The organism is Mycolicibacterium insubricum (genome assembly GCF_010731615.1).
In the GTDB taxonomy this organism is placed as follows: domain Bacteria; phylum Actinomycetota; class Actinomycetes; order Mycobacteriales; family Mycobacteriaceae; genus Mycobacterium; species Mycobacterium insubricum.
This window is the reverse complement of the sequence record NZ_AP022618.1, coordinates 946283-971613: the sequence shown is the minus strand read 5'-3', so window position 1 is coordinate 971613 and position 25331 is coordinate 946283. Positions and strand designations below refer to the sequence as shown.

Below are 25331 nucleotides of genomic sequence, written 5' to 3'. Positions count from 1 at the left end.
CCGATCGACACCCGCGCTCAGCGGGCTTTCAGAAACTCCCGGCTACACCACAGTCAGCGGCAGTGAGCGGCGCGGCTGGAAAACGAAATCGGAGCCGCCGCTGAACTTGGTCACCGCGACCTCACCGGATTCGGTGTGCGGGTGTTCGGCGGGTGCCAGCGTCATGGTCCAGTCGGCGTCGTTGCCGGTGACGACGGCGGTCAGCCCCGGGTCGACGGCGGTGGTGATGGCCTGCAGCGCCTCGGTGCGCCCGGGCCCGCACAGGTCGATCCAGGTGCCGTCGTCGTGGGCGGCGCTGCGGCGCACCCGCATTGCGCCGCTGGAGAACTCGGCGTCGACGTAGCCCGTCGGGTTGACCAGCGGGTGCAGTTCCAAGGTGGCCCACACCCCGTCGGCCCCGCCGGGCAGGTCCAGCGCCCGGCGGATCCGTTCGGCGCCCAGGCCGGCCACCCCGGTCAGCTGCTTGGTGCAGATGTCGGCAACCTGGGCGGCATCGGTCGCCCGGTTCTTGACCGCCAGCACGAACGACAGGTTCAGCAGCTGCATCTGCAGGCAGACCTCGTCGGCGATGCGGACCAGCGCGGACTTGGAGAAGGCGGCGAAGTCGACGTCGGACAGCAACGGGCCGGCGTAGTCTGCCGCGCCCTCGTCGTCGGGGTCGATGGGCCCGAGTTCCCAGCCGGCGGCCCGGGTCTGCTCGATGACGGCCAGTGGCGCCAGCCCGGTGACCTCCGGGTTGTCGTCGTCGATGTTGACCGTCCAGGCGCAGTGCGGGCTCCGGTCGGCGGGTTCGCGCGGGGGCCGGTGGATGGGCCGGACCTGCGCTTTGGCGTTGGTGGCGACCGCAGTGGCGTCGAAGGTCGGGTCCTCGATGTCGTGGCACATGCCGCGCACGTAGTCCTCGCCCATCGGTTCGACGTCGAGCAGGGCGCCGCAGTGGTCGAGGTAGAACTCGCCGTGCCAGCGATCGTGCACGATGTAGCGGAAGTCCATGAACTGCGGCGGGGCGCCGATGTCGAGCTGCAGGCCCTTGAAGATGGTGTAGATGTCGGTGCCCTGGTAGCGCAGCGCCTTCTGCATCCGGCGGGTGTAGATCGGGCTCGCGCCGGCCCACTCCTCGATGGCGATCTGCAGCATCTCCGGGCGGCCGAATGCGGCGATGCACCAGGCCATTCCGGAGCGGTCGATCATCTGGCCGATGAGCAGGAGTTCGGGCACCAGGACGGCGAGTTGGGCGCGGGTCAGCGAGGCATAGCGACTGGGGGCTGGAGTCACGCCCCCAACATAAAGACGACAATGTTATAAAGTCAACAATGACAAATGCCGCTCCCACCCGCAGCACCACCGCGCCGCGCCGGCGCGGGGATGAGACCCGCGCGAAGATCATCGCCGAGACCGTCCGGTGCATCGCCGAGGAGGGCTTCCCGGCGGCCACCGCCAAGCACGTCGCCGAACGCGCCGGCGTCACCTGGGGCGTCATCCAGTACCACTTCGGGGATCGCGACGGGCTGCTGATGGCCGTCGTCGACGACGGGGTGGCCCGGCTCATCGAGCGGGTGTCCACCGCCGACGTCGCCGGCCTGGAGCTGCCGGCGCGACTGTCGGCCGTCATCGACATCGCCTGGGAGTGTCACGCCAGCCCGACGTCGATGGCGGCCTTCGAGATCCTGGCCGCCACCCGCGGTCGGCTCGGCGACGGCTCCCGACAGCACCTGGTCGAGATGAACGTCGCCATCGGCGCCCTCGGCGCACTGATCAGCGACGATCCCGCGGACGCGGCCGTCGTCGAGGTGATCTGGGCGGCGTTGCGCGGCATGGTGCTGGCCCGGCAGATCATCGGCAGCCCGCTCGACTGGCCGCGTGAGCGCGCCGCCCTGGCCGAGATGGCCGCGGCGTACCTGAGGAAGGAGCAGGATGCAGGCCATGGCCGATGACCTACGGGAGATCAAGGCGGTCAAATACCGCTACCTGCGCGCGCTGGACACCAAGGACTGGGACACCTTCGCCGACACGCTGACCGACGACGTCGTCGGCAACTACGGGTCGGCGCCCGACGGCAACCCGCTGCGGTTCTACGACCGGAACTCCCTGGTGGCGTACATGCGCACCGCGCTGCCGCGGGAGGTGATCACCGAGCACCGGGTCGCGCACCCGGAACTGAGCGTCGACGGCGACGAGGCCACCGGCCGGTGGTACCTGCAGGACCGGGTGATCGTCGCGGGCGCGGACTTCATGCTGATCGGCGCGGCGTTCTACGCCGACACTTATCGGCGCACCCCGGCGGGCTGGAAGATCAGCGCCACCGGCTACGACCGCACGTACGAGGCGACGATGTCAACGGCCGGCCTCGGCTTTCACCTCACGCCGGGGCCCGCGCTGCACGAGTGATCAGGTGGCGGAGGTGATGGCGATCATCGCGCCCGGCTTGAGCCAGCCCATCAGCTTGACCAAGGTGGCGTCGTCGATCGCCACGCACCCGGCCGTCGGGCCGCCGTCGGTGCCGTGCAGGAAGAACGCACTGCCCTTGCCCGGGGTGCGCTGCGGATTGACGCCCATCACCACGGCGTGCGCGTACGGCGCGATGTTGAGGTTCTCGGTGCCCGACGGCGGGCCGGTCTGGAACGGGCACCGGCTCTTCTCGCACACCTGCATGGTGTTGTAGGTCGGGCTCGACGAGTCGCCGTCCCACCAGTGGTTCGACGACACCTGCACGTAGCGCATGCCCGAGCCCGGATTGGGTTTGGTGCCGAACGCGTAGTCCAGGGTGAAGACGCCGGTCGGGGTGCTCATCGAACCCTCGTTGCTGTCGGCCGACAGGCCGTTGGCGCCGATCTTGGCGGGGATGCCGGCGGCAACCGCTGTCCAGCCGTTGCCGGTGCGCTCCCAGGCGTCCATCTTGGCGTTGGACCCGCCGGTGCCGGTGACCGCCAGCACCTGGGTGGCGTTGCCGACGCGGTTGGCGAACCACGGCTCGAAATCGGCGCGGGCAACCGGCACAGCGGCCAGCATGAGCACGGCAGCGCAGGACAGCACCGCTCGAATAATCTGGCGGTTCAGCGAAGCTCGGCGGAGGTGGCGCGCGCCGAGCCGTTCAACGAAGCCCAGTCCACAGAGCGCGCGCCGGCGGAGCCGAGGGGAAGCCGGGGCCGCCGCAATAACTGGGGGCATCGTTCCATCGTCACGACCGGCAACGCCGAGGTCAAATCACTGTTTCATCACGGGCACCACCGGTGCGCAACTGAATACCGCCCGGCCCGCCGCGGAACTACCATGGCGCAATGGGGGGCACCATCAATGCCGACGCGGTCCGCTACCTGCAGTTACTGGGGTTGCCGCCGCCTCCCCCGATCCCGTCTGATCCGGTGCTGGCCGGCAAGGTGCTCACCGAGTGGTGGGCCCAGGTCCTGGAGATCGCCAGCAACTGGGGTGACCCCGACGACGCCGGCCGCGCGGCCGCCGAGGCCCTCGAGCGCGACGGCAAGGCCGGTGACGCCGCCACCAAGTTCGACGCCAACGAGCAAACCTCCGCGCAGACCGTGCGGGGTGCCACCGCGGACTCCGGTATCGGCGGCCAGCTGCCGCAGATGTTCAGCGGCCTGGGCCAGGGCCTGCTGGGTACGGCGGGTTCGGCCCTGTCGCCGCTGACACAGCTGCCCACCCAGGCCGGGCAGTTGGCCGGCCAGCTCGCCGGGCAGTTCGCCCAGCTCGGGCAATCCGGTGCGACCACCCCGACCGAGCGCGGCGGGCTGGACGGCACCGGCGGGTTGACCGACGAGGAGCTGGCCGATGCACTCGCCGACGAGCTGGGCGGGGACCTCGGAGACGGCCCCGGCGATTCCTCTGGCGGCGGATCGGCCGCCCTACTGGGCCCGCCGCCGGGATCCTCGGCGGCCACCGCGCCCACCTCGGGCCGGACCCTTCCGGTGGTGTCCAGCCCGGCCTCGCCGGCCACCCACCCGTCGGGCGCCGGGATGGGGGCGATGCCGATGATGCCGGGCGCCCCGCTGGCGGCCGGCGCGCCGGGCGGGCGCGACGGCCCGTCCGACGGCACCCGCCGGGTGTCGGTGCCGGCGGTCCGCAACGGCGCCCCGGTCCAGGGCCGGATCAACGTTCCGCCCGCCCCGGCCGCGGTCACCAAACGGGTCGACGGCAAGGTCGTCGCGACCCGTCGCATCGTCACTCCCGCGGAGGGCGAGGACACGGCTTAAGGTGGCCGAATGGCCAGACGACCGCCCGCCCGATCAGTGCCCAGCCGAGGAGTGCAGGAGATCACCCGGGGTCTGGCTACCCTGGACCAGGAAGTTTTCGACGCCGTCGCCGGCACCGACACTCCCCTGCTGGATGCGGTGCTGCCGCCGCTGACCCGCGCCGCCGACCACTCCAAGCTGTGGATGGCCATCGCCGCGGGCCTGTTCGCCACCGGCCGCCCGTCGTTGCGCCGGGGCGCGGTCCGCGGCCTGATCACCCTCGGTGTCACCAGCCTGGTCGCCAACCAGGGCGCCAAGCGGCTGTGGCGCCGGGACCGGCCCGGCCACGACGCGGTGCCGCTGTGGCGCCGCATCCACCGCTACCCAAAGTCGAACTCGTTCCCGTCCGGGCATTCGGCCAGCGCCGCGGCGTTCGCGCTCGGCGTCGGGCTGGAGAGCCCCCCGGCCGGTCTGGTGCTGGGCGGGCTGGCGAGCCTGGTCGGCCTGTCCCGGGTCTACACCGGGGCGCACTACCCCGGCGACGTGCTGGCCGGGTTCGGCATCGGCGCCGGGATCGCGGTGCTGGGCGCCAAGCTGGTGCCGCCGATCGTGGAGACCAAGCTGCCGCCGACCGAGCCGCTGGTGGTGGATGCGCCGCCGCGGATCGACGGCGCCGGCCTGGTGCTGGTGGTGAACCCGGCGTCCGGCAGCGGGACCGGGACGCGGGTGCTCGAGCAGGTCCGCCGGGAACTGCCGGCCGCCGAGATCGTCGAACTCAAGAAGGACGACGACGTGGACCGGATCCTGCGCGACGCCGCCGACCGCGCGGAGGTGCTCGGCATCGCCGGCGGCGACGGCACCGTCGGGACGGCCGCCGCGATCGCGGTGGCGACCGGCAAGCCGCTGGCGGTGTTCCCCGCCGGCACCTTCAACCACTTCGCCAAGGACATCGGCTGCCCGACGCCGGACAAGACGATCGCCGCGGTGCGCAACGGCACCGTCTCCAAGGTCGACCTGATCCGGCTCAACGAGTCCGGCATCATCGTCAACACCGCCAGCATCGGCGCCTACCCGCAGTTCGTCGCCACCCGGGAGCGTTTCGAGCACAAGGTCGGCAAGCCGGTGGCCGGCGCCTACGCGTTGTGGAAGACGATGCAGGGCGAGCGGTCGGTGCGCATCCGCTACGACAACAAGTCCATCGAGACCTCGCTGTTCTTCCTCGGCAACTCGATCTATCTGCCCGCCGGGTTCGCCCCGGCCCGCCGAACCCGGATGGACGACGGGTTGATCGACATCCGGATGCTGGAGATCGGCCGGCCGCTGGCCCGGTTGCGGATCCTGTCGTCGCTGGCGCTGGGCCGGCTGACCCGCAGCCCGCTCTATCACGAGCTGCAGGTACCCGAGTTCTCCTTCACCTCGGTGGACGGGCCCACGCCGATCGCGCACGACGGGGAAGTCGGCGCGGCGTTGACCCACGCGAGTTTCACGTCGATGTATCGGGCGCTGGCGGTGTACCGGCCGCCGGTGTGACGGTCCCGGGGGCGGCCGCGACGGCGGCCTCGAGGGCGGGCCGCGGCGGGTACCACCGCACGCAGGCCAGTAGGTACAGGTAGCCCAGCGACCAGCCGGCCAGTACGTCCGAGGGGTTGTGCACGTTGAGCACCACCCGGGACACCCCGATCATCACCACCACGGCCGCGCCCAGGGCGATGACGAGGGTCCGCCACCGCGGCGCGATCACCGGCAGGTAGGCGACCAGCAGTCCGCCGACGATGACCAGGTCTCCCACCGCGTGCCCGGACGGGAACGACATCCCGTGCGCCTCGACCAGGCGGGTCTCCGGGCGCGGCCGGTCGGCCAGCGTCTTGGCCACCTCGGTCACCAGTGCACTGCCGCCCGCGGTCAGCAGCAGAAACACCGCTGGACGGTAGTTGCGGCGGATCAGTTCCACCACGATCAGCACCAGCACCAGCCCGCGCAGCACCTCGGGCCCGAACACCGTGCTGAAGACGTTCCAGCCCTGCACCCAGCCGGGATGCTCGACACCGTAGGCGTGCGGCGGGTTCAGCAGCGCCTGGTCGAAGCTGTGCAGCCAGCCCCAGCCGGCGACCCAGCCGATCCACAGCAGGGCGTAGAGAAGCGCTGCGGCCAGTGCGACGGCGTCGCGCACGCGGATGCGGGTCATCGCTCACACCTATCACAGGCCGCTGGCAACCGGGCCCAGCCGCGATGCGGCTAGCGAACCTGCGCGACGGTGAACACCCGCCGGAACGGGAAGAACGTCACCCCGTCGGGCCGGGGCGGATAAGCCTGGTCCAGCAGCGGAATGATCGTCTGCCGGAACGCCTCCCACTGCTGCGGTGACAGCCGGGCGCGCACCTCGGTCAGCGCAGTGCCGGTGATCCAATCCAGCACCGGGGTCGCGCCGCGCAGTTCGTGCAGGTAGGTGGTCTCCCACGCGTCGACGCTGCACCCGGCGTCGGTCAGGGCCGCGGCGTAGCCGGCCGGGTCCTCGACGATGTCGGGCCCCCGGAACCGCAGGTCGGCCAGATCGGCGGCGAACTCCGGCGATTTGGCCACTGCGCGCACGGCCCGGTGCGAGGGCGCGTCGAAGTTGCCCGGTACCTGCATCGCCAGCCAGGATCCGGGAGCCAGTTGGCCGGCCCAGTGCCGGAGCAGCTCGGTGTGGCCGGGAATCCACTGCAGGACGGCGTTGGTCAGCACGACGTCGGTGTCGGGTTTCGGTGTCCAGGCGGCGACGTCACCGAGTACCGCGTCGATGCCGCGCTCGCGGGCGGCGGCCACCATCTCCGGCGAGCTATCGACGGCCTCGATCACGGCGTCCGGCCAGCGCTTCGCCAGGACGGCGGTCAGGTTTCCGGGACCGCAGCCCAGGTCGACGACGCGGCGCGGCGCCTCGGCGCCCACCCGGGCCAGCAGGTCGAAGAACGGGCGGCCGCGGTGATCGGCGAATTCGAGGTACGTACCGGGGTCCCACACCGGCCGAACATTACGCCGCAAACCTGGCAACCGTTCGGCGTAGCATCCGGGACGTGACTGCCGGCGAATTCTCCGACGACGTGATCGATCCGCCCATCCCGATGCCCGACGTGGCCGGCGGTGAGGCGGGTTCCCGCGGTCTGCCCACCCGCGCGGAGCTGACTTGGGCCCAGCGCGCCGTGGTCGACGCCTCGGCGATGGCCGATCTCGGGTTGCGCACCGCGATCGCCTCGCTGGTCGGTGCGGCGATGCTGCCGCCGGTGCTCGGCGGCATGCTGGGTGGTTCCGATCTGCTGGCCGAGCGGCGCCATCTGGAGTTCTTCGCCGAGCTGGCCGCGGAAAAGGATGCGGCCAAGTCGTTCCCGGCGCCGTCGGAGGCCCCGCGGGTCAGCACCCGCCCGGCCGGCCCGGTGGCCGAATGGCTGGCGCACGGCCACGTCGACCAGATCCGGTTCGAGAGCGGCTTCCGGCCGCTGAACCCGGAGATGCGCGGACTGTGGAACAGCCTCCGCAACAACAACACCGTGGCAGCCCAGCACTGGCGTCACGACGACGGCCCCCGGCCCACCCTGTGCGTCATCCACGGATTCCTGGGGTCGCCGTATCTGTTCAACGGGGTGTTCTTCTCACTGCCGTGGTTCTTCAAATCCGGCTACGACATCATGCTCTACACCCTGCCCTTTCACGGCCCGCGGGCCGAAAAAGGTTCGCCGTTCTCCGGTTACGGCATCTTCGCCAACGGCATGGCCGGATTCGCCGAGACCATGGGCCAGGCCGTCTACGACTTCCGTTCGCTGATGGACTATCTGGAGCACACCGGCGTTGACCGGATCGCACTGACCGGGATGTCGCTGGGCGGCTACACCTCGGCGCTGATCGCCAGCGCCGACCGGCGGCTGCGCGCGGTGATCCCGAATGTGCCGGTGGTGGAACCGGAGTCGATGTTCGACTCGTGGTTCCCGGCCAACAAGCTGGTCGCGCTGGGCCGCCTCGGCGGCGGGGTGAGCCGGGCCGCGTCGGAGGCGGCGTCGGCCTATCACAGCCCGCTGAACTACCGGCCGCAGGTGGCCAAGGAACGACGCCTGATCATCACCGGCCTGGGCGACCGGCTGGCCCCGCCGGAACAGTCCGAGGCACTGTGGCGGCACTGGGATCGCTGTGCGCTGCACTGGTTCCCGGGCAATCACATCCTGCACGTCAGTCAGCCGGACTACCTGCGCAGGATGACGAAGTTCCTGGCGCCGGTGATGTTCTGACCCCCGGGGTTCACTTAAGCGAGAAGCGGATCGGCAGATGCTTGACGCCGCCGACGAACGTCGTGGCGACGAGTTCGGGCTCACCGGCCAATTCGATCGACTCGATCCGTGGGATCAGTTCGGAGAAGAAGCTGTTCATCTCCATGCGCGCCAGCGCGGCACCCAGGCAGAAGTGCACTCCGTAGCCGAAGGATAGGTGCTTGTTGGGGTCACGACCGACGTCGAAGCGTGCTGCGTCGGCGAACACCTCTTCGTCACGGTTGGCCGACGGATAGGACAACAGGACCGAATCACCCTTCGCGATCGGAACCCCGCGCATCTCGGTGTCGGCCTGCGCGGTGCGCATGAACTCCTTGACCGGCGTCACCCAGCGGATCATCTCTTCCACGGCGGTACCCATCAATGCGGGATCCCGCTGCAATCGCGTCAGTTCCATCGGATTCTCCAGCAGCGCCAGCAGTCCGCCGGCGATGGCCGCGCTGGTGGTGTCATGGCCGGCGGTCGCGACGATCACGTAGTAGGACGCAGTGTCCATGTCCGACAGCGGCTCGCCGTTGATCGTCGCGTTGGCGATCGACGATGCTAGATCGTCGGTGGGATGTGCGCGCCGCGAAGCGGTCAGCTCCGAGAAGTAGGCGAAGAAGTCCAGTAGCGTAGCCAGGACTGCCTCGACGCCGCCGTCACGCTGAAATTCACTGTCGTCGCCACCGAACAGCTCCTGCGTCAGCCTCAACATCCTCGGGAAATCCGACTCCGGCAGGCCCAGCAGCGACAGGATCACATACAGCGGATAGTTGACCGCGATCTCCTGGACGAAGTCTAGTTCCGGCCCCTGCGCGGCCATCTTGTCGACATAGAACCTGGCCAGCTCGTCGCAGCGATCCTTCAGCTCCCGCATCGCCTTTGGCCTAAACCAGTCCGCGCCGATCTTGCGCATATCCCGGTGGTGCGGGTCGTCCATGTGGATGAGCGTGGACAGCCCGATACCGGCGTCGCGATCCGCCAACAGCTTGTCGTCGAGCGCTGCGGTCGTCAGGAATGGCCGTGGGGCGTTGACGAACAGGTCGTTGCACCGCTCGATGTCCATCACGTCCGCATGCTTGGTGATCGCCCAAAACGGGCGGAAACCCTCGACGTCCACCCAGGACACCGGTGCATGGGCGCGCAGGTGAGCCAGGCTCTGGTGCAGTCGCTGCTCGTCGGCGTAGGCGCGCGGATCGGCGAGCACACCCGCGGCGTCGTCGGTGATCCGGGTACTCATCTGCCGCTCCTCCAATTGGGTGACTCAGCTCACTAAACGCTACGTCTAGACAGTATGTCTAGCCTTACCGTCTAGTCAATATGCAAATCGGCCTCACTAAACTTGCGCCGGAATAGACAGGGAGACCCGATGCCACGGAGACCGCAAGTCAGCAGACAGCAACGGCGCGCGGCCGTCGAGACCCGGCTGATGGAGGCTGCCGAGCGGTTGATGCGCGACGGGGACAGCTTCACCGATCTGAGCGTCGACCGACTCGCCACCGAAGCCGGCATCTCCCGCGCAACCTTCTACATCTATTTCGAAGACAAGGGCGATCTGATCCGACGGCTGGCCGGGCGCGTGTTCGGCGAGTTGTCCGACGACGCCGGCGTGTGGTGGAACGCCGCCGACCGACGCGATCCCGGCGACCTTGAGGTGTCTATGCGCCGCATCATCGACAGCTACCGACGGCATCAGGCACTGATCACCGCGCTCAACGAGATGTCCAGCTACGACGCCTCAGTGGCCACCACCTACCGTCAGTTGCTCAACGACATCAGCGTCGATCTCTCCGGCGTGATCACCAGGGGCCAGACCGACGGGACGATCCGCAGTGAGTTGCCCGCCCAACCCGTCGCCAGCGCACTAACCTGGATGGTGGAACGTGCGTGCCACCAGAATCTGCCGCACCAACCGTCCGACTACGACGCCGAACTCGCCGCCGCGTTGACCCAAATCATCTGGGGCGCTTTGTACCTCGAAAAAATGAATTGAGCCGAACGGTTGCGGCTATGCTTTGAGCGCCTCCGCGACCGGCCAGGACAAGTCGTCGAGCAGCTCGATCGGGCCGCAGGCGGCCAGCACGGGGCGAACCGACATCGGGTGCAGGGCGGCCAGGGCCGCGGCCTGACGTCCGCGCACTGCGATCAGCCCGGAGCCGTCGGACTCCGGCGCGTCGTCGGTGCGCACGGCCGCGGCCACCGCCACGCCGTCACCCCGGATCTCGGCGACCGTCCAGCGTTCGGTGCAATCGGCCGCCCAAAGTTCGTCGATGGCCTCCGGCAGGCCCGAATCTGCCTGCAGCGCATAGCCGGTGACGTAGCCGGCGCCGCCGTCGGACACCGTGCGCCAGCGCGCCTTGGCCTCCGGGCCGAGCAGCTCGGGCACCTCGATCTCCACCGCGGGCACCGCGTCGAAGCCGAGTTCGCGCAGCTGGTCGGCAAGACGGCGGGCGGCCGCCTCGGCGGTGTCCCACAGCGGAATCGCCGACGATCGGGCCTGCAGGGCGGCGAGGTTCGGCGCCGCCGCGATAGTCAGACCGATGAAAATCGAAGTCCCGTCGGCGGTTTCACACTGCACGATCCGCACCCCGTCGGCGCGCACGCCGTAGCGGTCGCGGTAGCCGGCGATCAGCGCCAGCGGCAGTTCGGTCGCCTCCGGGCCGCCGCGCACCGACAGCACCGCGGTGGTGCGCGCGTCGGTGGCGCCGCGGTCCAGGCCGGCGTGCACCCCGTGCCCCCCTCGCCGCGGAACCAGCATGGCCAACCGCCGCCACGCCTGGGTGCTCAGATGCGCACCGCGCCACCAGCTCAGCGCCAGCAGTGCCACGGCCACCGCGACGCCGAGGATCCAGCGCTGGATGTCGGTGTGCCACGGGTAGGCCATGGCCGCCGGGATGGCGAACAGTGCCACCAGGGTCAGTCGCGCGGGGCCTGGATAGACGACGGTGAAGCCTCGGTTGCTCACGAAACGGCTTCCTCTCTGGGGTGTTCGGGGCTGGGATTTTCCGGCCCCGGCTGGTCGGTACGCCGGCGCATGGTCAGTGCGGCCCCGGCGACGATCAGGGCCAGCAGTCCGGCCCCGGTGAAGGACACGATGCGCCCGGTGTGGTCGGCCTCGGGCACCGGAACCGGTGCGTCGATCGGCGTCTGCGCCGGGCCGGTGTTGCGGGCCGGCAGCTCCCAGGTCAGCGCCGCGACCGGGTCGACGACGCCGGCTCCCACCAGGTTCGACGGGGACCGGGCACCGTTGTGCGCGGTGCGGGTCAGCCGGTCGACGACCTGGTTGGCGGGCAGATCCGGGAACCGGCTGCGGACCAGGGCGGCGACCCCGGCCACATACGCGCTGGCGTAGCCGGTACCGGACAGGTTGTTGTACTTGCCGCGCCCGTCGGGAGTGGCGTTGGCCAGCCCGCCGCCGGCGGCGTTGCTCAGCGAGAGGATGTTCTCCCCCGGCGCGGCGATGCCCAGCCACGGTCCGGACATGCTGAACCCGGACGGCTGGCCGCCGTCGTCGACGGAACCGACCGAGAGCACGTACTGCGACCACCAGGCCGGGACCGAGAGCGAGCCGACCCCGCCCCAGGACCGCGGGTCGGCGCCGCCGGCGATCCCGCCCAGCGGGTTGGCCTGGCAGTTGGTGTTCGCCCCGCCGATGTCACCGGCGGCGGCGATGATCACCGCATCCTTGTCGCGGGCGGCATAGCGCAGCGCGGCGCCGAGCGCGGACTGATTCAGCGTGGAGTCGGCGGGCAGGCAGGTGGTCATCGAGATGACGATGACCCGGGCCCCCAGATCGGCGGCGTGCACCACCGAACGGGCCAGCGAGTCGATGTCGGCGGCCGCGCGGGTGGCGGCGGGGTCCTGGCCGTTGGCGTTCGGCGAGAACCGCGGGGAGGTCTGGCGCAGCGCGATGATCTCCGCTCCCGGTGCGACCCCGGAGAAGGCACCGACGCCGGGCTGGCCGGCGATGAGACCGGCCACCAGGGTGCCGTGCCCGTCGCAGTCGGTCAGGCCGTTGCCGGTGCCGAGGAAGTCCCCGCCGCCGATGAGGTTCGGCAGCTGCGGTCCGGCGTTCACGCCGGTGTCGATGACGGCCACCTTCTGGCCCTCACCGCGGGAGTACGCCCACGCGCCGGGCAGGTTCAGCTGCCGGGCGGCGGCCGTCGTCGCGGCGATGTCGGTGCCGGTCCGCAGGGCGGTGACGACGCACTCGCCGCGCTGGGCCATCGGCACGCTCGGACCCGTGTTGCCCGACGGGGTCGGGGCCGCGGCGTCGACGACGGGCTCGTTGATCGCCCCGGCCGGCGCGCCGCTGAGCGCCACCGCGGCCAGCACGGCCGTGGCAGCCCCGGCGACCCGGGCCGCCCGGCGGATCATCGATTCAGCACCCAGGCGAAGATCCCGACCAGGTAGGCCATCACCGGGATCAGCGAGGCGTCCAGCCCGGCCGAGCACAGCCCCACCACGCGGCGCATGGGAATCGAGTAGGCATCGGGTTCGGCCAGACCGGGGTTGGCGGCGACGATCACCACGCCGAGGGTCAGCACGGCCAGCCCGAGCAGGGTCCAGCCGGCGCCCGCGAAGTTGCCGTTGACGGCGAACATGACGATCAGGGACAGCCCCAGCAGCACCGGCTGGGCCAGCAGCGCGCGCTTGCAGTTCGCCGAGTCCCAGACGCGGGCGCGCAGCATGGATGCGGCGGCGGTGGCGCCGATCAGGTACCAGGCCCACGGGGACACCCCGGCGCCCGGGGCGACGACGGCGACCGAGCCCAGCACCGACAGCACGACGGCGGCCACCACGAAACCGCTCTGGTGGGCGTCGGCGAGGCGGACCCGGCGCGGCAGGTCGGCCAGCACACCGGCCTCCGGCGCCGACGGCACCGGGTCGCCCGGGGCGGGGATGACCGGCAGCGGCAGCCGGGCCCACAGCGCCGACAGCGGCGCGGCCTGGACGATCAGCAGCAGCGCGGCCAGCATCAGCGCGGCGCCGAGTGTCGCCAGCGGCAACGCCGGCCAGAGCTCGGCGATCCCGGCGACCACGGCGACCGCGATGCCGACGGCGGTCACCGCGGTGAACACGCTGCGGGCGTAGGTGCCGAGGAAGATGTTCAGCAGCGCCCAGGCGGTGACGCCGGCGGCGCCGAGCATGACCTGCGGCGCACCGAAGGATCCCGGCACGGCGAGGGTGAAGACCGCCCCGACGGGAACCAGCGCGGCCACCGACAGTTCGTCGGCGCGGCCGCGCCACCACAGGGCGGCGACGACGGCGACGGCGGCCAGACCGCCCAGCGCGTACAGGCCGAGCAGCCCGCCGACGGCCAGCCGGTGCGCGACGGCCAGTCCGGTGGCGGCCAGCAGGGTGATCACGACGGCGGTGTGGGCCAGCCGGCGGATGTCGGCCAGGCCCCAGCCGCGGAGGCGGGCGGCGGAGAAGATGACGGCGGCGTCGGCGACGTCCTCGACCACGCCGGGAGCCGCCGGGCCGGTGGGGGTCGGGGTCAGGGCCAGCAGGTCACCGTCGACCACCCCGACGGTGTCCAGGCTGGCGTCCAGACTGTAGGGCGCGCCGCCGATCGGGGCGAGCGACAGCCGTCGTCCCCCGGCGCCGGGTTCGGCGGCCTCCGCCTCGGCGTCGGCGTCGGCATGCACCAGACGCACCACCGCGGGCAGGATCTCGCGCAGCGGTACCTCGGTGGGCAGCGCCATCTCCACGATGCGGCGCTCGGCGAGCACCGCCACGCGGACGATCGGCAACACCGGGCCGGCAGCCGCCGGATTCTCCTGGGTCACAGTCATGGGTTCTCGGGTTCTCTCTTCTCGTGCTGGTGAAGCTGGTGTTCGGTCCGGCCGGTCAGCCGGTGAAGTCTCGGGTCAGTCGGGCGTCGGCGAACCAGCGGCCGTCGGGCAGGGTGGCGGTCAGGTCGTCGACCGCGCGGGCGATGGCGTCGCTGGTGCCGGGGGCGAAGTGGGAGATCCACTCGCCGTCGTCGGCGCGTTCCGGGCGGACCAGGATCCGGCCCGGCTCGGCGTCCATGATGCCCAGGCCGACCGGCGAGGTCTGCTCGGTGCCGATGCCCCGGGCGCCGGCGACGATCTCGGCGTAGTTGCGCGACCCGCCGTACACCGCGGCGATCACCGGCCGGGCGGCCCGCGGGATGCCCAGGTACTCCAGCGTCTCCACGATGCCGACCCCGGCCCGCAGTCGCTCGTCGGCCCGGGCCCCGACCCGCGCCGGCAGGGCGAACTCGGGGAACACCGCGGGTGCGGCACGGGCCAGGCCGACGGTGACGATCGGCACCAGGTCGCGCGGGTGGGCGGCGTCCATCGAGGTCAGCGTCAGCAGTCCGCCGCTGCGCAGGGCCACCACCACGCGGTCGCCGCGCTTGGCGACCAGTCCGCGCAGCAGGTCCGCGCCGGCCGTCGAATCCGGCGGTCCCGGTTCGGTCGCGGGCGGCCCCGGCTTCCCCTCGGCTCCGCGGCCACTCGCTCCGCTCCCGTCCACTCCGCCGAGCCTCGCCGAACCGCCCGGTTTCGTCGTGGGCGACCCCGGTTTGACGAATCGCAGCTCCAGCCAGCGGTCCGGGAAGCACACCGTGCGGACCCAGTCGACGACGGCCGGGTTGATGCGGCCGTCGTCGATCACTCCGAGGCCCGCCAGGGCGGCCCGCTGCCGGTCGGCGAACGGGCCGCGCTCGGCGGCGTCGAAATACGGCGGAGTGATGGCCAGTACCCAGGGGAAGGAACCGGCCGCCGACTCCTCAGCGATGAACCAGGCGGATTCGACGGTCAGTTCGACGGCGTTAGCGGCCACCGCTTACAGCCACGTTGGTGAGCCTGGAGCTCACATCCACTTCGCGCCTTCGGCCTGGTCCCGCGCCATCATGGTGACGGTGTTCTGCTCGTGGGTGCCGGCCATCGCCCGGTAAGCCCGGACGAGTTCCTCCATGGCGGTGTTCCACTGCGTCTGCCAGGCCTGGTAGCTCATGCCGGTGTCGCCGTGCCAGGAGGCGCTCAGTGCGGCCTGCTCGGCGGCGATGTCGGCGCCCAGGCCGGTCAGAGTTCCTGCGTAGCCGGTCATCTCGGCCGAGGTACCCAGCATGGCCGGGTAGTTGTACATGATCTGACCCATGGTCGGTCCTTTCTCTTTCTGCTAGAGGGGGAATCAGAAGTTGTAGGTGCTGGCCGCGGCGGCGTCCTGCGCGACGTAGGTGGTGCCGGCGTCGCCGAGGTTGGCCTGCGCGACGTCGAGGAGCATGTTCACCTTGGCGGCGACCTCCAGGAAGCGGTGGTGCGACGCCTGGAAGGCCAGCGAGGACTCGCCGCGATGGAACGCCTGCGAGGACACCGCGCTCTGCTCGGCGGCGGCCATGGTGGAGCGCATCAGCGCGGTCTTTGTGCCGAAGGCGGCCTCGGAGGCGACCAGCTGCGGGATGTGAGCGTCCAGAAGGCTCATCGTCATCTTCTCCAATCAGGTTGTGGAACTGGGATTCTGGTAGTCATTGCGGGGTTGTCGGGATGCGGGATCAGTTTGTCCGGTCCTCCCCTCCCGTGTTCTCGGGCGGGGTGTGGCCCCAGCCGCCGGGCAACAGCGGCATCCGCGGCCCGGCGCCGAGTTCGTCCTCGGGCAGTGCGGTCAGCCCGATCGCGTCGGCGTCGGCATCCGCGGCGGTCCCGGCGAACAGTCCCGCCGCGCCCATCGTCCCGGCGCCGACGCCCGAGGCCGACGCGGTGCGTGCCGTGGCACCGACCGGTTCCGGGGTTTCCCCGGCCGCCGTCGGGCCGTCGTCGGCCTCCAGGTCGGCGTATTCGTACTTGCGGCCGCGGTCCTTGATCGACGCGCCCCGGGACCGACGGGCCCGGCGCTTCGCGGCGGCCGCGGCGGCGATGGCGGCCGCTGCCGCCGGGGCGGACAGGCCCGAGGCAGGTGCCTTCGCCCCGGTGTGGTCGGTCAATGTGGGGCCGACCCCCTCCTCGGGATCCATCTTCACCGCGTAGGCGATCATCGCCGCCGGGGCCACCGGTGCGACCGGGGCGGCGGCACCGGCCGGAGCACCGGATGCCACGGGTGCGGCCGGGGCCGCCGGGGCGCCGGCGGGTGCGGGCGCGATGCTGACGGCCGGGTACGTCTGGTGATCCTGGCGCGGCAAGTCCCGGACCGCCTCCTGGTCGCCGCCCTGGTCGGCCGGGGCGTCCTGCTGCAGCTGAGTGAGGCCGACCAGGCCCAGCAGACCCAGCCCGGCGACGATCGGCAGCCACAGCGGCGCGGTGAGCAACGCGCCCCAGGTTCCCCAGCCGACCGGCTGGAACACCAGCTGCCAGCCGATGGCGAAGATCAGCAGCGCCGCCGCAGCCGGGTTGGTCTGCAGCAACGTCAGCAGGTACGACGGATCCCGGAGGAACTTCAAGATCTCGTCGCCCATCGGCAGGGTCTTGATGTAGTTCTCCAGGAAGTCGATGATCGCGTTGGAGTTGCTCAACGCGTCACCGCTGTCGGCGGCCTGCGCGGTCGCGGCCAGGTTGGCCGGTTGCGTGACGGCCTCACTCGCATCCATCGACATCAGCATCGGCGCGGGGGCGTCGGTCGGCACGGCCGCCACCGATGCCGTCGAGACCGCGTCGTAGGTGGCCATGGTGGTGGCCGCCTGGATCCACATCCGCACGTAGTCGGCTTCGTTGACCGCAATCGGGATCAGGTTGATACCAAGGAAATTGGTGGCGATCAGTACGCCGTGGATCACGTGGTTCAGCGCCAGTTCCGGCAGCGTGGGCATGGCCGCGAGCGCCGCGGTGTAGGCACCGGCCGTCGCTTCGTGGGCCAGGGCGTTGGCCGCCGAGTTCACGCTCGACTGCTCCAGCCAGGCCAGGTAGGGCACGTGGGCGGCGGTGTACTGCAGGGCGCTGGGGCCCTGCCAGGCGCCCGCGCCGACGTCGGCCAGGATCGACATCAGTTCGGCGGCCGACGCGCTGTACTCCGCGCTCAGCCCGGTCCAGGACCCGGCGGCGGCCAACAGTGCCGCGGGACCCGGCCCGGCAGACAGCAACGTGGAGTGCACCTCCGGCGGTGCAGCCATCCACACCGGGGCGACCATCAGACGCCGCGGGCGATCAGGTAGTTCGACGCGGCTTGGGCGTCGCCGGTGGCGTAGCTGACGCCGGACTCCCCGACACCCATGCCGGAGCGGCCCAGTTCGGTGACGCCCTGTGCGGCCACCGCGCCGTGGTTCGCTCCGTGCGCGCTGAAACCGGCGGCGCTGGTCAGCGAGACCGGGTCCGCGGCGGGCGGGATGACGGCGGAAATCAGCGGTGCCGCACCGGCTTCGGCCGCGGCCAGCCGCGCGGTCAGCGCCTCCACAGCGGCGCCGGCTGCCGCCAGTCCTTCGGGAACGACATTCAGGGTCATGAGCCGAACTCCTCTCCTTGTTGATTGCGAAGATGCGATTGGGTGGAACCGACCGCCTCGGGCACCAGCACCAGCTGCAGATGCGTGGGCTGGTCGCCGTCGTCGAACAACATGGCGCGCCCAGCCGCCGCGCGGGCGAACCGGTGCCCGCGGATCCGGGCGCTGTCGGCCGGGTTGCCCGACAGCATGACCGTGGTGGCCTGCAGGTCGTTGAGCCGGCGCAGCAGCGGGTTGGTCATCAGCATGTGCCCGGACCCGGTGGCCCGGGCGGTGACGATCACCCGCAGTCCCAGATCCCCGGCCTCGGCGAGCATCCCGATCAGCGGGGTCCACGGCCGCTGGCCCAGGTACGGGCCGGACATCGCCGGTCCGTCCGGGATGGCGTCGACGTCGTCGATGATCAGGTAGTGCGTGTGCTCGCCCGAGCCGCCGCGGCGCGACCATTCGGCAAGTTCCGCCGGGGACAACCCGACCGGGGGCCGACGCTTCTCGATCAGCGCCGCCAGTCCCAGCATCGCCGGGGTGATCCGGTCGATGTTGGCGGTGTACTCGTTGTCGGTGAACAGCGGCTCGGAGACCAGCTGCAGCCGGCGGTCGACGACGGTGAACGCCACCGATTCGGCGGTGGAGTTCTCCCGGACCGTGCGGATTACGTGGCGCAGCAGGTTGGTCTTGCCCGAGCGGGTGTCGCCGAGCACCATCATCAGCGGGTTGGCCGCGAAGTCCACGGCGACCGGTCCCAGGTCCTCCTCGCGGCGGCCGACGACCACCAGCTCCGGCGGGATGAACAGCGGGGCCACATCGGCCGGATCGAGCACGGTCGGCAGCAGCCGGACCTCCGGGGCGCGCTTCCCGGCGGCCGCGGCGTTCAGCTCGCCGACGAGCTCGGGCTGCGGGCGGGCGAACAGGAAGTGCTCGGCGCCCATGGTCAGGCCGCGGCCCGGCTGGTCGATCGGCACGCTCTCGGCCGGCCGGCGCAGGGCACCCACCACCCGGACGTTGGAGTCCCGGGCATCGGGCAGCCGCAGTTCCAGCCGCAGGCCCAGACCGTCGCGCATGGCCAGCGGCACCTCGAGCCAGTTCGGCGTGGTGACCACGACGTGGATGCCGTAGGCCAGGCCGGAGTTGGCCAGTTCGGTCACCTTGGCCAGCAACGGGTTACGGGTGTTGAACTGGTCGACGTTGTCGCGGCCGAAGGCGTAGAGGTTGTCGATGACCAGGAACACCTCGCCGTAGCCGTCGGTGTAGCCACCCTCGGGCACCGCGCCCTGCTGGCGGCGGGCGATCAGCAGCGTTTCCAACTCACCGAAGGTACGACGGATGCGCTCGGGCTCCAGCGGGGAGGCGACGCTGCCGACGTGCGCCAGTCCGGCCACCTTGGCCAGCGCGCCGCCGCCGTAGTCCAGGCAGTAGAAGCTGACCTGGCCCGGCGCGTGCAGCGCGGCCGCCGACAGGATGAACGTCTGCAGCGCACTGGATTTGCCGGATTTCGGGCCGCCGTGGATGACCAGGTTGCCCGCGCCGGAGGTGGCGTCGAAGATCAGCGGATCGCGGCGCATCTCGAACGGCCGGTCGATCTCGCCGAGCGGCCAGCGGCGCGACCCGGGTGCGATGCCGGCGGTGCCCAGCACCTCGACCAGCGGGATCGGTTCGTCCAGCGGCGGCAGCCACAGTTCCGGCGCCTTCGGGCCGACGCTGGCGAGCTGCTCACCGATGGTGGCGATCAGCTTGCGCGGCGGGCCGTAGTCCTCGACGTGGTCGGACTCGATGATCTGGATGACGTCCTGGTCGGCGTCCACGGCGGTGGAGGTGAACAACCGCGGACGCGGGGTCGCCGGGACCACAACGGATTTCGCCGCCCGCGGCGGCTCGTAGATGCCGTCGACGTAGGTGCTGCGGAACTTGATCGGGGTGGCACCGGGCGCGGGCACCAGGAAGCCCTCGCCCTTGTGGTTCTTGCCCGATTCGATGTGATAGGCGTCCTCGACCCCGATGATCTGCCGGGACACCGCCGGGCTGGCCACCTTCAGACCGATCCGGTAGGAGGTGTTCTTGTCGATGTCCTTGATCTTGCCGATGTCCAGCGTCTGCGACGCGAACAGCAGGTGGATCCGGAACGAGCGGCCCTTGCGGGCAACGTAATCGAACAGATCGGCGTACTCGGGGTGATCGGCGAGCATCAGGGTGAACTCGTCGGCCACCACGAACAGCGTCGGCAGCGGCTCCAGGTCGTGCCCGGCGTCGCGGGCGGCCTCGTACTCGGCGACCGAGTTGAACGCACTGCCGGTGATCCGCCGGCCGGCATCGCGCAGCAGGTTCTCCCGCCGCGCCACCTCACCGCGCAGGGTGTCGGCGAACCGGTCTGCCAGCGAACGCTTTTCGGCCATGTTGGAGATGACGGCGACGACCTGCGGGAAGTTGCGGAAGATGTCGGCGCCGGCCTCACCCTTGAAGTCGGCGTAGATGACGATCAGCCGCTCGGCCGAGTGCGTGGTCAACAGCGACAGCAGGATCGACATCAGGGTCTGCGACTTGCCCGAACCCGTCATACCGATCATCAGGCCGTGCGGGCCCATACCGCCCTCGGCTTCATCCTTGAGGTCGAAGAACAGCGGCTCCCCGTTGGCGGTGACACCGATGGGCACCCGCAGTTCGTCCTCGCGGCGCCGCGGCGCCCACAGCGTCGGCACGTCGAGGCTGGAGGCGTCGGGAATGTCGAGCAGCGTGGTGAAGGTGGCGCCGTTGGTGGCCGCCGACCGCAGCCCGGTGTGGGCGGGGTTGGAGTCCCAGCGCGACAGGCCGCGGGCCAACTGGGCCGCCTCGGCCGGCGAGAAGGAGTCGGCCTGTTCGATCTCGGTCTCCCAGCCCGATGCCTGCCAGCGCGCGATCTTGCCGTCGGCCACCCGCAGCACGGGGCGCTCCGGGTCGGGGTACTGGTCGCGGCCCGGGTCGGGGCCGCCGATCTGCACCACGGTCACCCCGGCCAGCGCCTCGGACAGCACCGAGGCGTCCAGGTCGTAGCCCGGGTCGTCGACCAGGATGATCAGGTGCCGCAGGCCGTGGTCCGCGGTGCCGTCGAACAGGGGGCGTTCGGCCAGTACCGGTCCGATGGCGGCGATCAGCCGGTCAGCGTCGGCGTGCAGGTAGCGGGCAGGGCCGAGCCCGTCGATCACACCCGGAACATCAACGTGCGGTAGCCATTTCAGCCAGGACCAGTCGTCGGACTCTAGGCCGGGGCCGGCCAGCGCCACGCCGAGCACGGTCGGGTCGTGCCAGGTGGCGGCCTGGGCGACCCAGGCGCGCACCGCGGCGCGCACCTCGTCGGGCTCTCCCACCACGCGCACCCGGGAGATCCGGGACAGCATCAGCCCGGCCGGCGCGGCCGGCAGGGTGCGCTGGGTGTCCAGCAGCGCGCGCAGGGCGCTGTGCGACACCGGCTCCAGGTCCACCTCGTCGACGGCGTCGGCGACCTTCAGCGTCGCGTCCAGGGCCACGTCGGCGCGGCCGGTGCGCAGCACCAGGAAGTCCGAGTCGTGCGGGTCGCGCTCCCATTGGCGTCGGGTGCCGACGAACGCCGGCAGGTCGGCGGGTTCCGGATGCGACCAGTCGAGCCGCGCGCGCTGGTCGGCGGCATGCGCCCGGATGTTGTCGCGGACCACCGACAGGTAGCGCAGGTAGTCGGCGCGCTCGGCGTCGATCTCCTCGGTGCGGGTCTTGCCGTCGTTGCCGCGGTAGAGCGCGGTGGCGGCCAGCAGCAGCACGAACGGGAAGAACAGCACCTGCGGGGACAGCACCCGCATCCCGGTGGCGAACAGCGCGACCACCATGCCGATGATCAGTCCGACGATCAGGTACGGCAGCACGCGGCGCAGCAGCGACGGCGGGATCGCCCGCGGCAGCTCCGGTGGCGCCTCGATGACGATGCTGCCCTTGCGGGCGGCCGGGCGCGGCAGCCGCCGGCGCCCCTCGAAGATCAGCCTGCTCATCGGTTCTCCGTCGGGTTCGGCGCGGGGGCGGTGAAGTCGGCCGCGGTCAGGGCATCGGCCTGCGACAGCGCGGGGCCGGCCGACAGCAGCGACAGGATCGACCACGGCATCGGCAGCGCCGGGCCGTCCAGGCCCAGGGCGGCGGCGGTCTTGACGGGGCCGTCGTTGCGACCGGTACCGCCCTCGATGCCGTAACGCACGCCGGTGTCGGACACCCAGAACAGTGATCCGGCGGCGGGTGCGGCGGCGTCGTTGCCGACCGTCTGCACCAGGTAGCCGTAGCCGGGGGTGATCGCCGCCCGGGCGGCGGGCGCGTTGACCAGCCGGACCGTGCGGTTCACGTCGGTCACCGGGAGCACCGCACCGGACAGCAGCCCGGCGCTGGAGGTCGCCGCGCCCTCGGGCTTGACCCACTGCAGGCAGGTGATCGGCGCCTGGGCGGGTTCGACGACCCGCAGTTCCCGGTCCGGGTAGGCGGCGGTGTCCAGCTGATGCGACACCGGCAGCGTGGCGATCTGGTCGGCGCTCAGCCGCGGCGGCTGGGTCAGCCCGTGCGAATCGGTGTTGCGCAGGATCGCGGCCAGCACACCGGAGATCGGCTGCAGCCCGTCGTTCAGCACCGCGTAGTAGTCCAGTGCGTCGCCGGATCCGTAGGCGGCCACCACCGAACCGACGGGTGCGCCCACCGGGTAGCCGGCCGGGGTGCCGGCGCCCGCGATGGCGGGGGCCCGCAGCGCGGGTCCCTCGGGCACCGCGTTGAACAGGGCCGAGGAGATGGGCCGCGACTGCGGAGGCTGGTTGCCCCAGCCGAGCGCACCGGTGACCGCGCGGTCGTTGACGTCGATGGCGCTGCGCCGGCCGTTCCACAGCAGCCAGCTGCCGCCGGGGCCGTCGACCAGCACGGCGCGGTCACCGGGCAGTGCCCGGGCCCGTTCGCCGTCGGTGGCCGGGGGGCCGGCGATCAGGCTGACGCCGGCGGCCGCACCGGCGGCCGGGGTGCCCTCGCAGACCGTCCAGTCGGCGTCGGTCGCGGTGTTGGCGACCATGCGCTCGGGGGCGCCGGGGATGCCGATCAGCGGACCGCGGCCGAACTTGTCGAGCTGGCGGGCGTTGACGGCCTTGGGGCTGACCGGTTTGCCGGCGATCAGCCGGGCCGAGGCCAGGTTGAGCACCGGGTGCAGCTGGTCGTTGACCCGGACGTAGAGCGCCGAGCTGGCCCGGTCGGCGAGCACGACGTCGGTGCCGGCGTCCCCGCCGGGGCGGATCAGCGAGAAGATGAAGCAGCCGATGACAGCGGCGACGACGGCCAGCACGCCGGTGGTCAGCGCGCGGGACTGGCTGCGCAGCGGATCGACCAGCATCCGGGCGTCGTGCATGGCCACACCGGCGGACAGCCGGCGCATGACGAACCGCCAGCCGGTCACCTGATGCTTGGTGACGAAGCCGCGGCGGTAGCGGACCCGGTCGGGGTTGTTGTTGTCCGGGGTGCGCGAGCTGAACCCGCGGCGCTCGTCCTCGTGGCCGGCGTTGCTCATCGGACCTGCTCCGGCACGGCGAGCCCGAGGCCGCGCAGCAGCGGCACGACGGAGCTGCGGACATCGTCGTCGGTGATGGTCATCAGGGCCTCGTCGCTGAAGTCATGGGTGCCGGCCAGTTCGGAGTGATCCAGCCGGTATTCGCGCTCCTCCTCGGAGCGCTCGACGACGTTGCGGACGAACCGGCCGTTACCGGCGATGTCCAGGCTGCGTCGGTCGATGCCGTTGGCGTCCGGCGAGGTGGAGGCCGCCAGCTGCGCGAACAGGGTGCCGAGGTCGTCCAGCGCCGCCTGCTCGAACAGGCTGTCGCGTTGGCGCGCCATGGCATTGGCGATCTCGACGAGTTCCTCGGAGGTGTACGACGGGAACTCGATGCTGCGGGTGAAACGGGACCGCAGACCCTCGTTGGCGTCCAGGAAGCGGTCCAGGTCGGCGCGGTAGCCGGCGATGATGACGACCAGGCGGTCGCGGTCGTTTTCCATCCGGGCCAGCAGGGTGTCGATGGCGACCAGGCCGAAGTCGTTCTTGGCGCCGGTGGCGACCAGGGCGTAGGCCTCATCGAGGAACAGCACGCCGTCCAGGGCGCTGTCGATGATGGCGTTGGTCTTGGCCTCGGTCTCACCGATGTGCTGCCCGATCAGGTCGGCCCGGTGGACCTCCTTGACGTTCTCCTTCTTCAGCAGCCCCAGACCGCAGTAGATCTTGGCGACCACGCGGGCGATGGTGGTCTTACCGGTGCCGGGCGGGCCGGCGAACACCAGGTGGTGGCTGCGCTGGGCGACGGCCAGGCCGCGCTCCTGGCGCAGCAGGCCCATGGCGACCGAGCTCTTGAGCCGGGCCACCTGGGTCTTGACCTCCTCCAGGCCGATGAACTGATCCAGTTCCTGCTCGGCCTCGGCCAGCAGCTTTGCCTTGCGCTCGTGCGCGTCGGGGTCGATGAAATCGGCCTCGTCGGGCTCGGTTTCGGCATCCCAGGGGTCGGTGCGGGCGTCGATGCGCGCGGCGGTGGTGGTGACGACGAGGTAGGTGGGGTCCGACAGCGCGGCCTCCACCTCGGTGTTCTCCGGGTGCGCGGCGTAGAGGTCCTGCAGCACCTCGGCGGCTTCGGCCTCCTCGCCGTGGGCGCGCAGCACCAGGCCCTTGGCCAGCGCTCCGTCGACCGCGGCGACGGCGACCGGTCCGGCGGGTTCCTCCAGCAGCGACAGCGCCGGGGCGAACATGCCGAGGCGGGCCAGGGCGGTGCCCAGTGCCATCCGGGCGGCGTGCGCGAACGTCTCGTCGCAGCGGTCGTCGTTGACCAGCGGGGTCAACAGCCGGACGACGTCGGCCCAGCGCTTGGCGCGGTAGTGGATGGCGGCGAGCACCCAGCGGGCCTCGGGCGAGTCCGGTCGGCGGCCGAGCACTTCGGTCGCCAACGCGTCGGCGGCGGCGAAATCCCCGGTGCGGGCCAGCGAGGCGGCGTAGGCGAGGTCGTACTCGTCCGGGGTGGCGGCGGTGAATTCCAGGTAGAGCCCGGTGTCGTAGCGGAAGTTCAGTGCCCGCGGGGCCAGTTCGGCGCGGCGGCACAGCACACCCGCGGTGGCACCGGTGCGGGACGCGGCGGCCAGTACACCCGGCGAGCGGTCACCGGCGGCGGCCAGTCCCACCCAGGCGTCGCACTGCTCGTGCGCGATCCGGGTGAGTGCGGCGAACCCGGTGCGGGCCGCATTCAGGTCGGCCGGGCGGCGGCGGTCGTACACCGTCAGGCCCAGCGCCTTGCAGCAGGTGGCGAACCTGCTGACCACGTCGGCGTCGGCGCGCGCCTCGCGCACCGATCCGATGTCACTGCCGTTTGTCATGACTACCCGTGTGGGCCCGCTGCGCGCGCCCACCAACCCCTTCACCTAGATATGCCTAAGCTAACTTTCGAAAGTTAGCATTGCATAAGCTAACCGTCGAGTGGTA

General features: G+C 71.2%; 22 protein-coding genes. 6 read left to right on the top strand and 16 right to left on the bottom strand.

Annotated features, from left to right (window positions below):
* Positions 1-42: 42 nt before the first annotated feature.
* Positions 43-1275 (bottom strand): hypothetical protein, encoded by a 1233-nt coding sequence (locus tag G6N16_RS04450; protein WP_083030527.1) that lies wholly within the window; start codon positions 1273-1275, stop codon positions 43-45.
* 38 nt (positions 1276-1313) lie between these two features.
* Here G6N16_RS04450 and G6N16_RS04445 point away from each other — a divergent pair, with 38 nt between their 5' ends.
* Both G6N16_RS04445 and G6N16_RS04440 read left to right on the top strand, forming a co-directional pair.
* The gene (locus G6N16_RS04445; RefSeq protein ID WP_083030528.1) at positions 1314-1934 is read left to right on the top strand and encodes a TetR/AcrR family transcriptional regulator; all 621 of its coding nucleotides are present in this window, start codon (positions 1314-1316) and stop codon (positions 1932-1934) included.
* Positions 1915-2388: a nuclear transport factor 2 family protein gene (locus tag G6N16_RS04440; protein ID WP_083030529.1), complete on the top strand. Its 474-nt coding sequence runs from the start codon at positions 1915-1917 to the stop codon at positions 2386-2388. The genes G6N16_RS04445 and G6N16_RS04440 overlap by 20 nt, the downstream gene beginning before the upstream one ends.
* On the opposite strand, the gene G6N16_RS04435 is transcribed toward G6N16_RS04440, so the two are convergent.
* Positions 2389-3042, bottom strand: coding sequence for a L,D-transpeptidase family protein (locus tag G6N16_RS04435; protein ID WP_083030569.1), 654 nt, complete (start codon positions 3040-3042; stop codon positions 2389-2391).
* A 236-nt stretch (positions 3043-3278) separates the two neighbouring features.
* On the opposite strand from G6N16_RS04435, the gene G6N16_RS04430 reads away from it, so the two are divergent.
* Together G6N16_RS04430 and G6N16_RS04425 are read left to right on the top strand one after the other, a co-directional pair.
* On the top strand, positions 3279-4208 hold the full coding sequence (locus G6N16_RS04430; RefSeq protein ID WP_083030530.1) for a hypothetical protein: 930 nt from the start codon (positions 3279-3281) through the stop codon (positions 4206-4208).
* 9 nt (positions 4209-4217) lie between these two features.
* Positions 4218-5717, top strand: coding sequence for a bifunctional phosphatase PAP2/diacylglycerol kinase family protein (locus G6N16_RS04425; protein WP_083030531.1), 1500 nt, complete (start codon positions 4218-4220; stop codon positions 5715-5717).
* Here G6N16_RS04425 and G6N16_RS04420 read toward each other — a convergent pair.
* Together G6N16_RS04420 and G6N16_RS04415 are read right to left on the bottom strand one after the other, a co-directional pair.
* Positions 5671-6372, bottom strand: a complete 702-nt coding sequence (locus tag G6N16_RS04420; RefSeq protein WP_083030532.1) for a phosphatase PAP2 family protein — start codon at positions 6370-6372, stop codon at positions 5671-5673. The two genes, G6N16_RS04425 and G6N16_RS04420, sit on opposite strands and share 47 nt — an antisense overlap.
* Before the next feature lie 50 nt (positions 6373-6422).
* Positions 6423-7187, bottom strand: a complete 765-nt coding sequence (locus G6N16_RS04415) for a trans-aconitate 2-methyltransferase (protein WP_083030533.1) — start codon at positions 7185-7187, stop codon at positions 6423-6425.
* 101 nt (positions 7188-7288) lie between these two features.
* Between G6N16_RS04415 and G6N16_RS04410 the strand changes: the two genes are divergently transcribed.
* Positions 7289-8443: an alpha/beta hydrolase family protein gene (locus G6N16_RS04410; RefSeq protein ID WP_083030570.1), complete on the top strand. Its 1155-nt coding sequence runs from the start codon at positions 7289-7291 to the stop codon at positions 8441-8443.
* A 10-nt stretch (positions 8444-8453) separates the two neighbouring features.
* On the opposite strand, the gene G6N16_RS04405 is transcribed toward G6N16_RS04410, so the two are convergent.
* Complete coding sequence (locus G6N16_RS04405; RefSeq protein ID WP_083030534.1) at positions 8454-9704, bottom strand: cytochrome P450; 1251 nt, start codon at positions 9702-9704, stop codon at positions 8454-8456.
* Positions 9705-9833: 129 nt separating this feature from the next.
* On the opposite strand from G6N16_RS04405, the gene G6N16_RS04400 reads away from it, so the two are divergent.
* Complete coding sequence (locus G6N16_RS04400; protein ID WP_083030535.1) at positions 9834-10457, top strand: TetR/AcrR family transcriptional regulator; 624 nt, start codon at positions 9834-9836, stop codon at positions 10455-10457.
* Positions 10458-10472: 15 nt separating this feature from the next.
* Here the strand turns inward: G6N16_RS04400 and eccE are convergent, their stop codons facing one another.
* The 11 genes from eccE to eccA all read right to left on the bottom strand — a co-directional run bounded on the left by eccE (position 10473) and on the right by eccA (position 25225).
* Entirely contained in the window at positions 10473-11429 is a 957-nt protein-coding gene (eccE, locus tag G6N16_RS04395; RefSeq protein WP_083030536.1) for a type VII secretion protein EccE, read from the bottom strand.
* Complete coding sequence (gene mycP / locus G6N16_RS04390; protein WP_083030537.1) at positions 11426-12841, bottom strand: type VII secretion-associated serine protease mycosin; 1416 nt, start codon at positions 12839-12841, stop codon at positions 11426-11428. Before mycP ends, eccE begins: the two co-directional genes overlap by 4 nt.
* On the bottom strand, positions 12838-14262 hold the full coding sequence (gene eccD, locus G6N16_RS04385; protein WP_083030538.1) for a type VII secretion integral membrane protein EccD: 1425 nt from the start codon (positions 14260-14262) through the stop codon (positions 12838-12840). The genes mycP and eccD overlap by 4 nt, the downstream gene beginning before the upstream one ends.
* Positions 14263-14317: 55 nt before the next feature.
* Positions 14318-15277 (bottom strand): ESX secretion-associated protein EspG, encoded by a 960-nt coding sequence (locus G6N16_RS04380; protein ID WP_083030539.1) that lies wholly within the window; start codon positions 15275-15277, stop codon positions 14318-14320.
* Positions 15278-15307: 30 nt separating this feature from the next.
* Positions 15308-15595 carry a WXG100 family type VII secretion target gene (locus G6N16_RS04375; protein WP_083030540.1) on the bottom strand — a complete coding sequence of 96 codons (288 nt, stop codon included), beginning with the start codon at positions 15593-15595 and terminating at the stop codon, positions 15308-15310.
* Positions 15596-15628: 33 nt separating this feature from the next.
* Entirely contained in the window at positions 15629-15919 is a 291-nt protein-coding gene (locus tag G6N16_RS04370) for a type VII secretion protein EsxS (protein WP_083030571.1), read from the bottom strand.
* 70 nt (positions 15920-15989) lie between these two features.
* Complete coding sequence (locus G6N16_RS22025) at positions 15990-17555, bottom strand: PPE domain-containing protein (protein ID WP_083030541.1); 1566 nt, start codon at positions 17553-17555, stop codon at positions 15990-15992.
* Complete coding sequence (locus G6N16_RS04360; protein ID WP_083030542.1) at positions 17555-17866, bottom strand: PE family protein; 312 nt, start codon at positions 17864-17866, stop codon at positions 17555-17557. Before G6N16_RS04360 ends, G6N16_RS22025 begins: the two co-directional genes overlap by 1 nt.
* On the bottom strand, positions 17863-21852 hold the full coding sequence (gene eccCa, locus G6N16_RS04355) for a type VII secretion protein EccCa (RefSeq protein WP_083030543.1): 3990 nt from the start codon (positions 21850-21852) through the stop codon (positions 17863-17865). Before eccCa ends, G6N16_RS04360 begins: the two co-directional genes overlap by 4 nt.
* Positions 21849-23387 carry a type VII secretion protein EccB gene (eccB, locus tag G6N16_RS04350; protein ID WP_083030544.1) on the bottom strand — a complete coding sequence of 513 codons (1539 nt, stop codon included), beginning with the start codon at positions 23385-23387 and terminating at the stop codon, positions 21849-21851. Before eccB ends, eccCa begins: the two co-directional genes overlap by 4 nt.
* Positions 23384-25225, bottom strand: coding sequence for a type VII secretion AAA-ATPase EccA (eccA, locus tag G6N16_RS04345; protein ID WP_083030545.1), 1842 nt, complete (start codon positions 25223-25225; stop codon positions 23384-23386). The genes eccB and eccA overlap by 4 nt, the downstream gene beginning before the upstream one ends.
* Positions 25226-25331 lie beyond the last annotated feature (106 nt).

Coding starts and splice junctions, on each gene's coding strand:
- G6N16_RS04445 (WP_083030528.1), top strand. CDS start 1,314: ATGACAAATGCCGCTCCCACCCGCAGCACCACCGCGCCGCGCCGGCGC.
- G6N16_RS04440 (WP_083030529.1), top strand. CDS start 1,915: ATGCAGGCCATGGCCGATGACCTACGGGAGATCAAGGCGGTCAAATAC.
- G6N16_RS04430 (WP_083030530.1), top strand. CDS start 3,279: ATGGGGGGCACCATCAATGCCGACGCGGTCCGCTACCTGCAGTTACTG.
- G6N16_RS04425 (WP_083030531.1), top strand. CDS start 4,218: ATGGCCAGACGACCGCCCGCCCGATCAGTGCCCAGCCGAGGAGTGCAG.
- G6N16_RS04420 (WP_083030532.1), bottom strand. CDS start 6,372: ATGACCCGCATCCGCGTGCGCGACGCCGTCGCACTGGCCGCAGCGCTT.
- G6N16_RS04410 (WP_083030570.1), top strand. CDS start 7,289: ATGCCCGACGTGGCCGGCGGTGAGGCGGGTTCCCGCGGTCTGCCCACC.
- G6N16_RS04405 (WP_083030534.1), bottom strand. CDS start 9,704: ATGAGTACCCGGATCACCGACGACGCCGCGGGTGTGCTCGCCGATCCG.
- G6N16_RS04400 (WP_083030535.1), top strand. CDS start 9,834: ATGCCACGGAGACCGCAAGTCAGCAGACAGCAACGGCGCGCGGCCGTC.
- mycP (WP_083030537.1), bottom strand. CDS start 12,841: ATGATCCGCCGGGCGGCCCGGGTCGCCGGGGCTGCCACGGCCGTGCTG.
- eccD (WP_083030538.1), bottom strand. CDS start 14,262: ATGACTGTGACCCAGGAGAATCCGGCGGCTGCCGGCCCGGTGTTGCCG.
- G6N16_RS04375 (WP_083030540.1), bottom strand. CDS start 15,595: ATGGGTCAGATCATGTACAACTACCCGGCCATGCTGGGTACCTCGGCC.
- G6N16_RS04370 (WP_083030571.1), bottom strand. CDS start 15,919: ATGAGCCTTCTGGACGCTCACATCCCGCAGCTGGTCGCCTCCGAGGCC.
- G6N16_RS22025 (WP_083030541.1), bottom strand. CDS start 17,555: ATGGTCGCCCCGGTGTGGATGGCTGCACCGCCGGAGGTGCACTCCACG.
- G6N16_RS04360 (WP_083030542.1), bottom strand. CDS start 17,866: ATGACCCTGAATGTCGTTCCCGAAGGACTGGCGGCAGCCGGCGCCGCT.
- eccCa (WP_083030543.1), bottom strand. CDS start 21,852: ATGAGCAGGCTGATCTTCGAGGGGCGCCGGCGGCTGCCGCGCCCGGCC.
- eccB (WP_083030544.1), bottom strand. CDS start 23,387: ATGAGCAACGCCGGCCACGAGGACGAGCGCCGCGGGTTCAGCTCGCGC.
- eccA (WP_083030545.1), bottom strand. CDS start 25,225: ATGACAAACGGCAGTGACATCGGATCGGTGCGCGAGGCGCGCGCCGAC.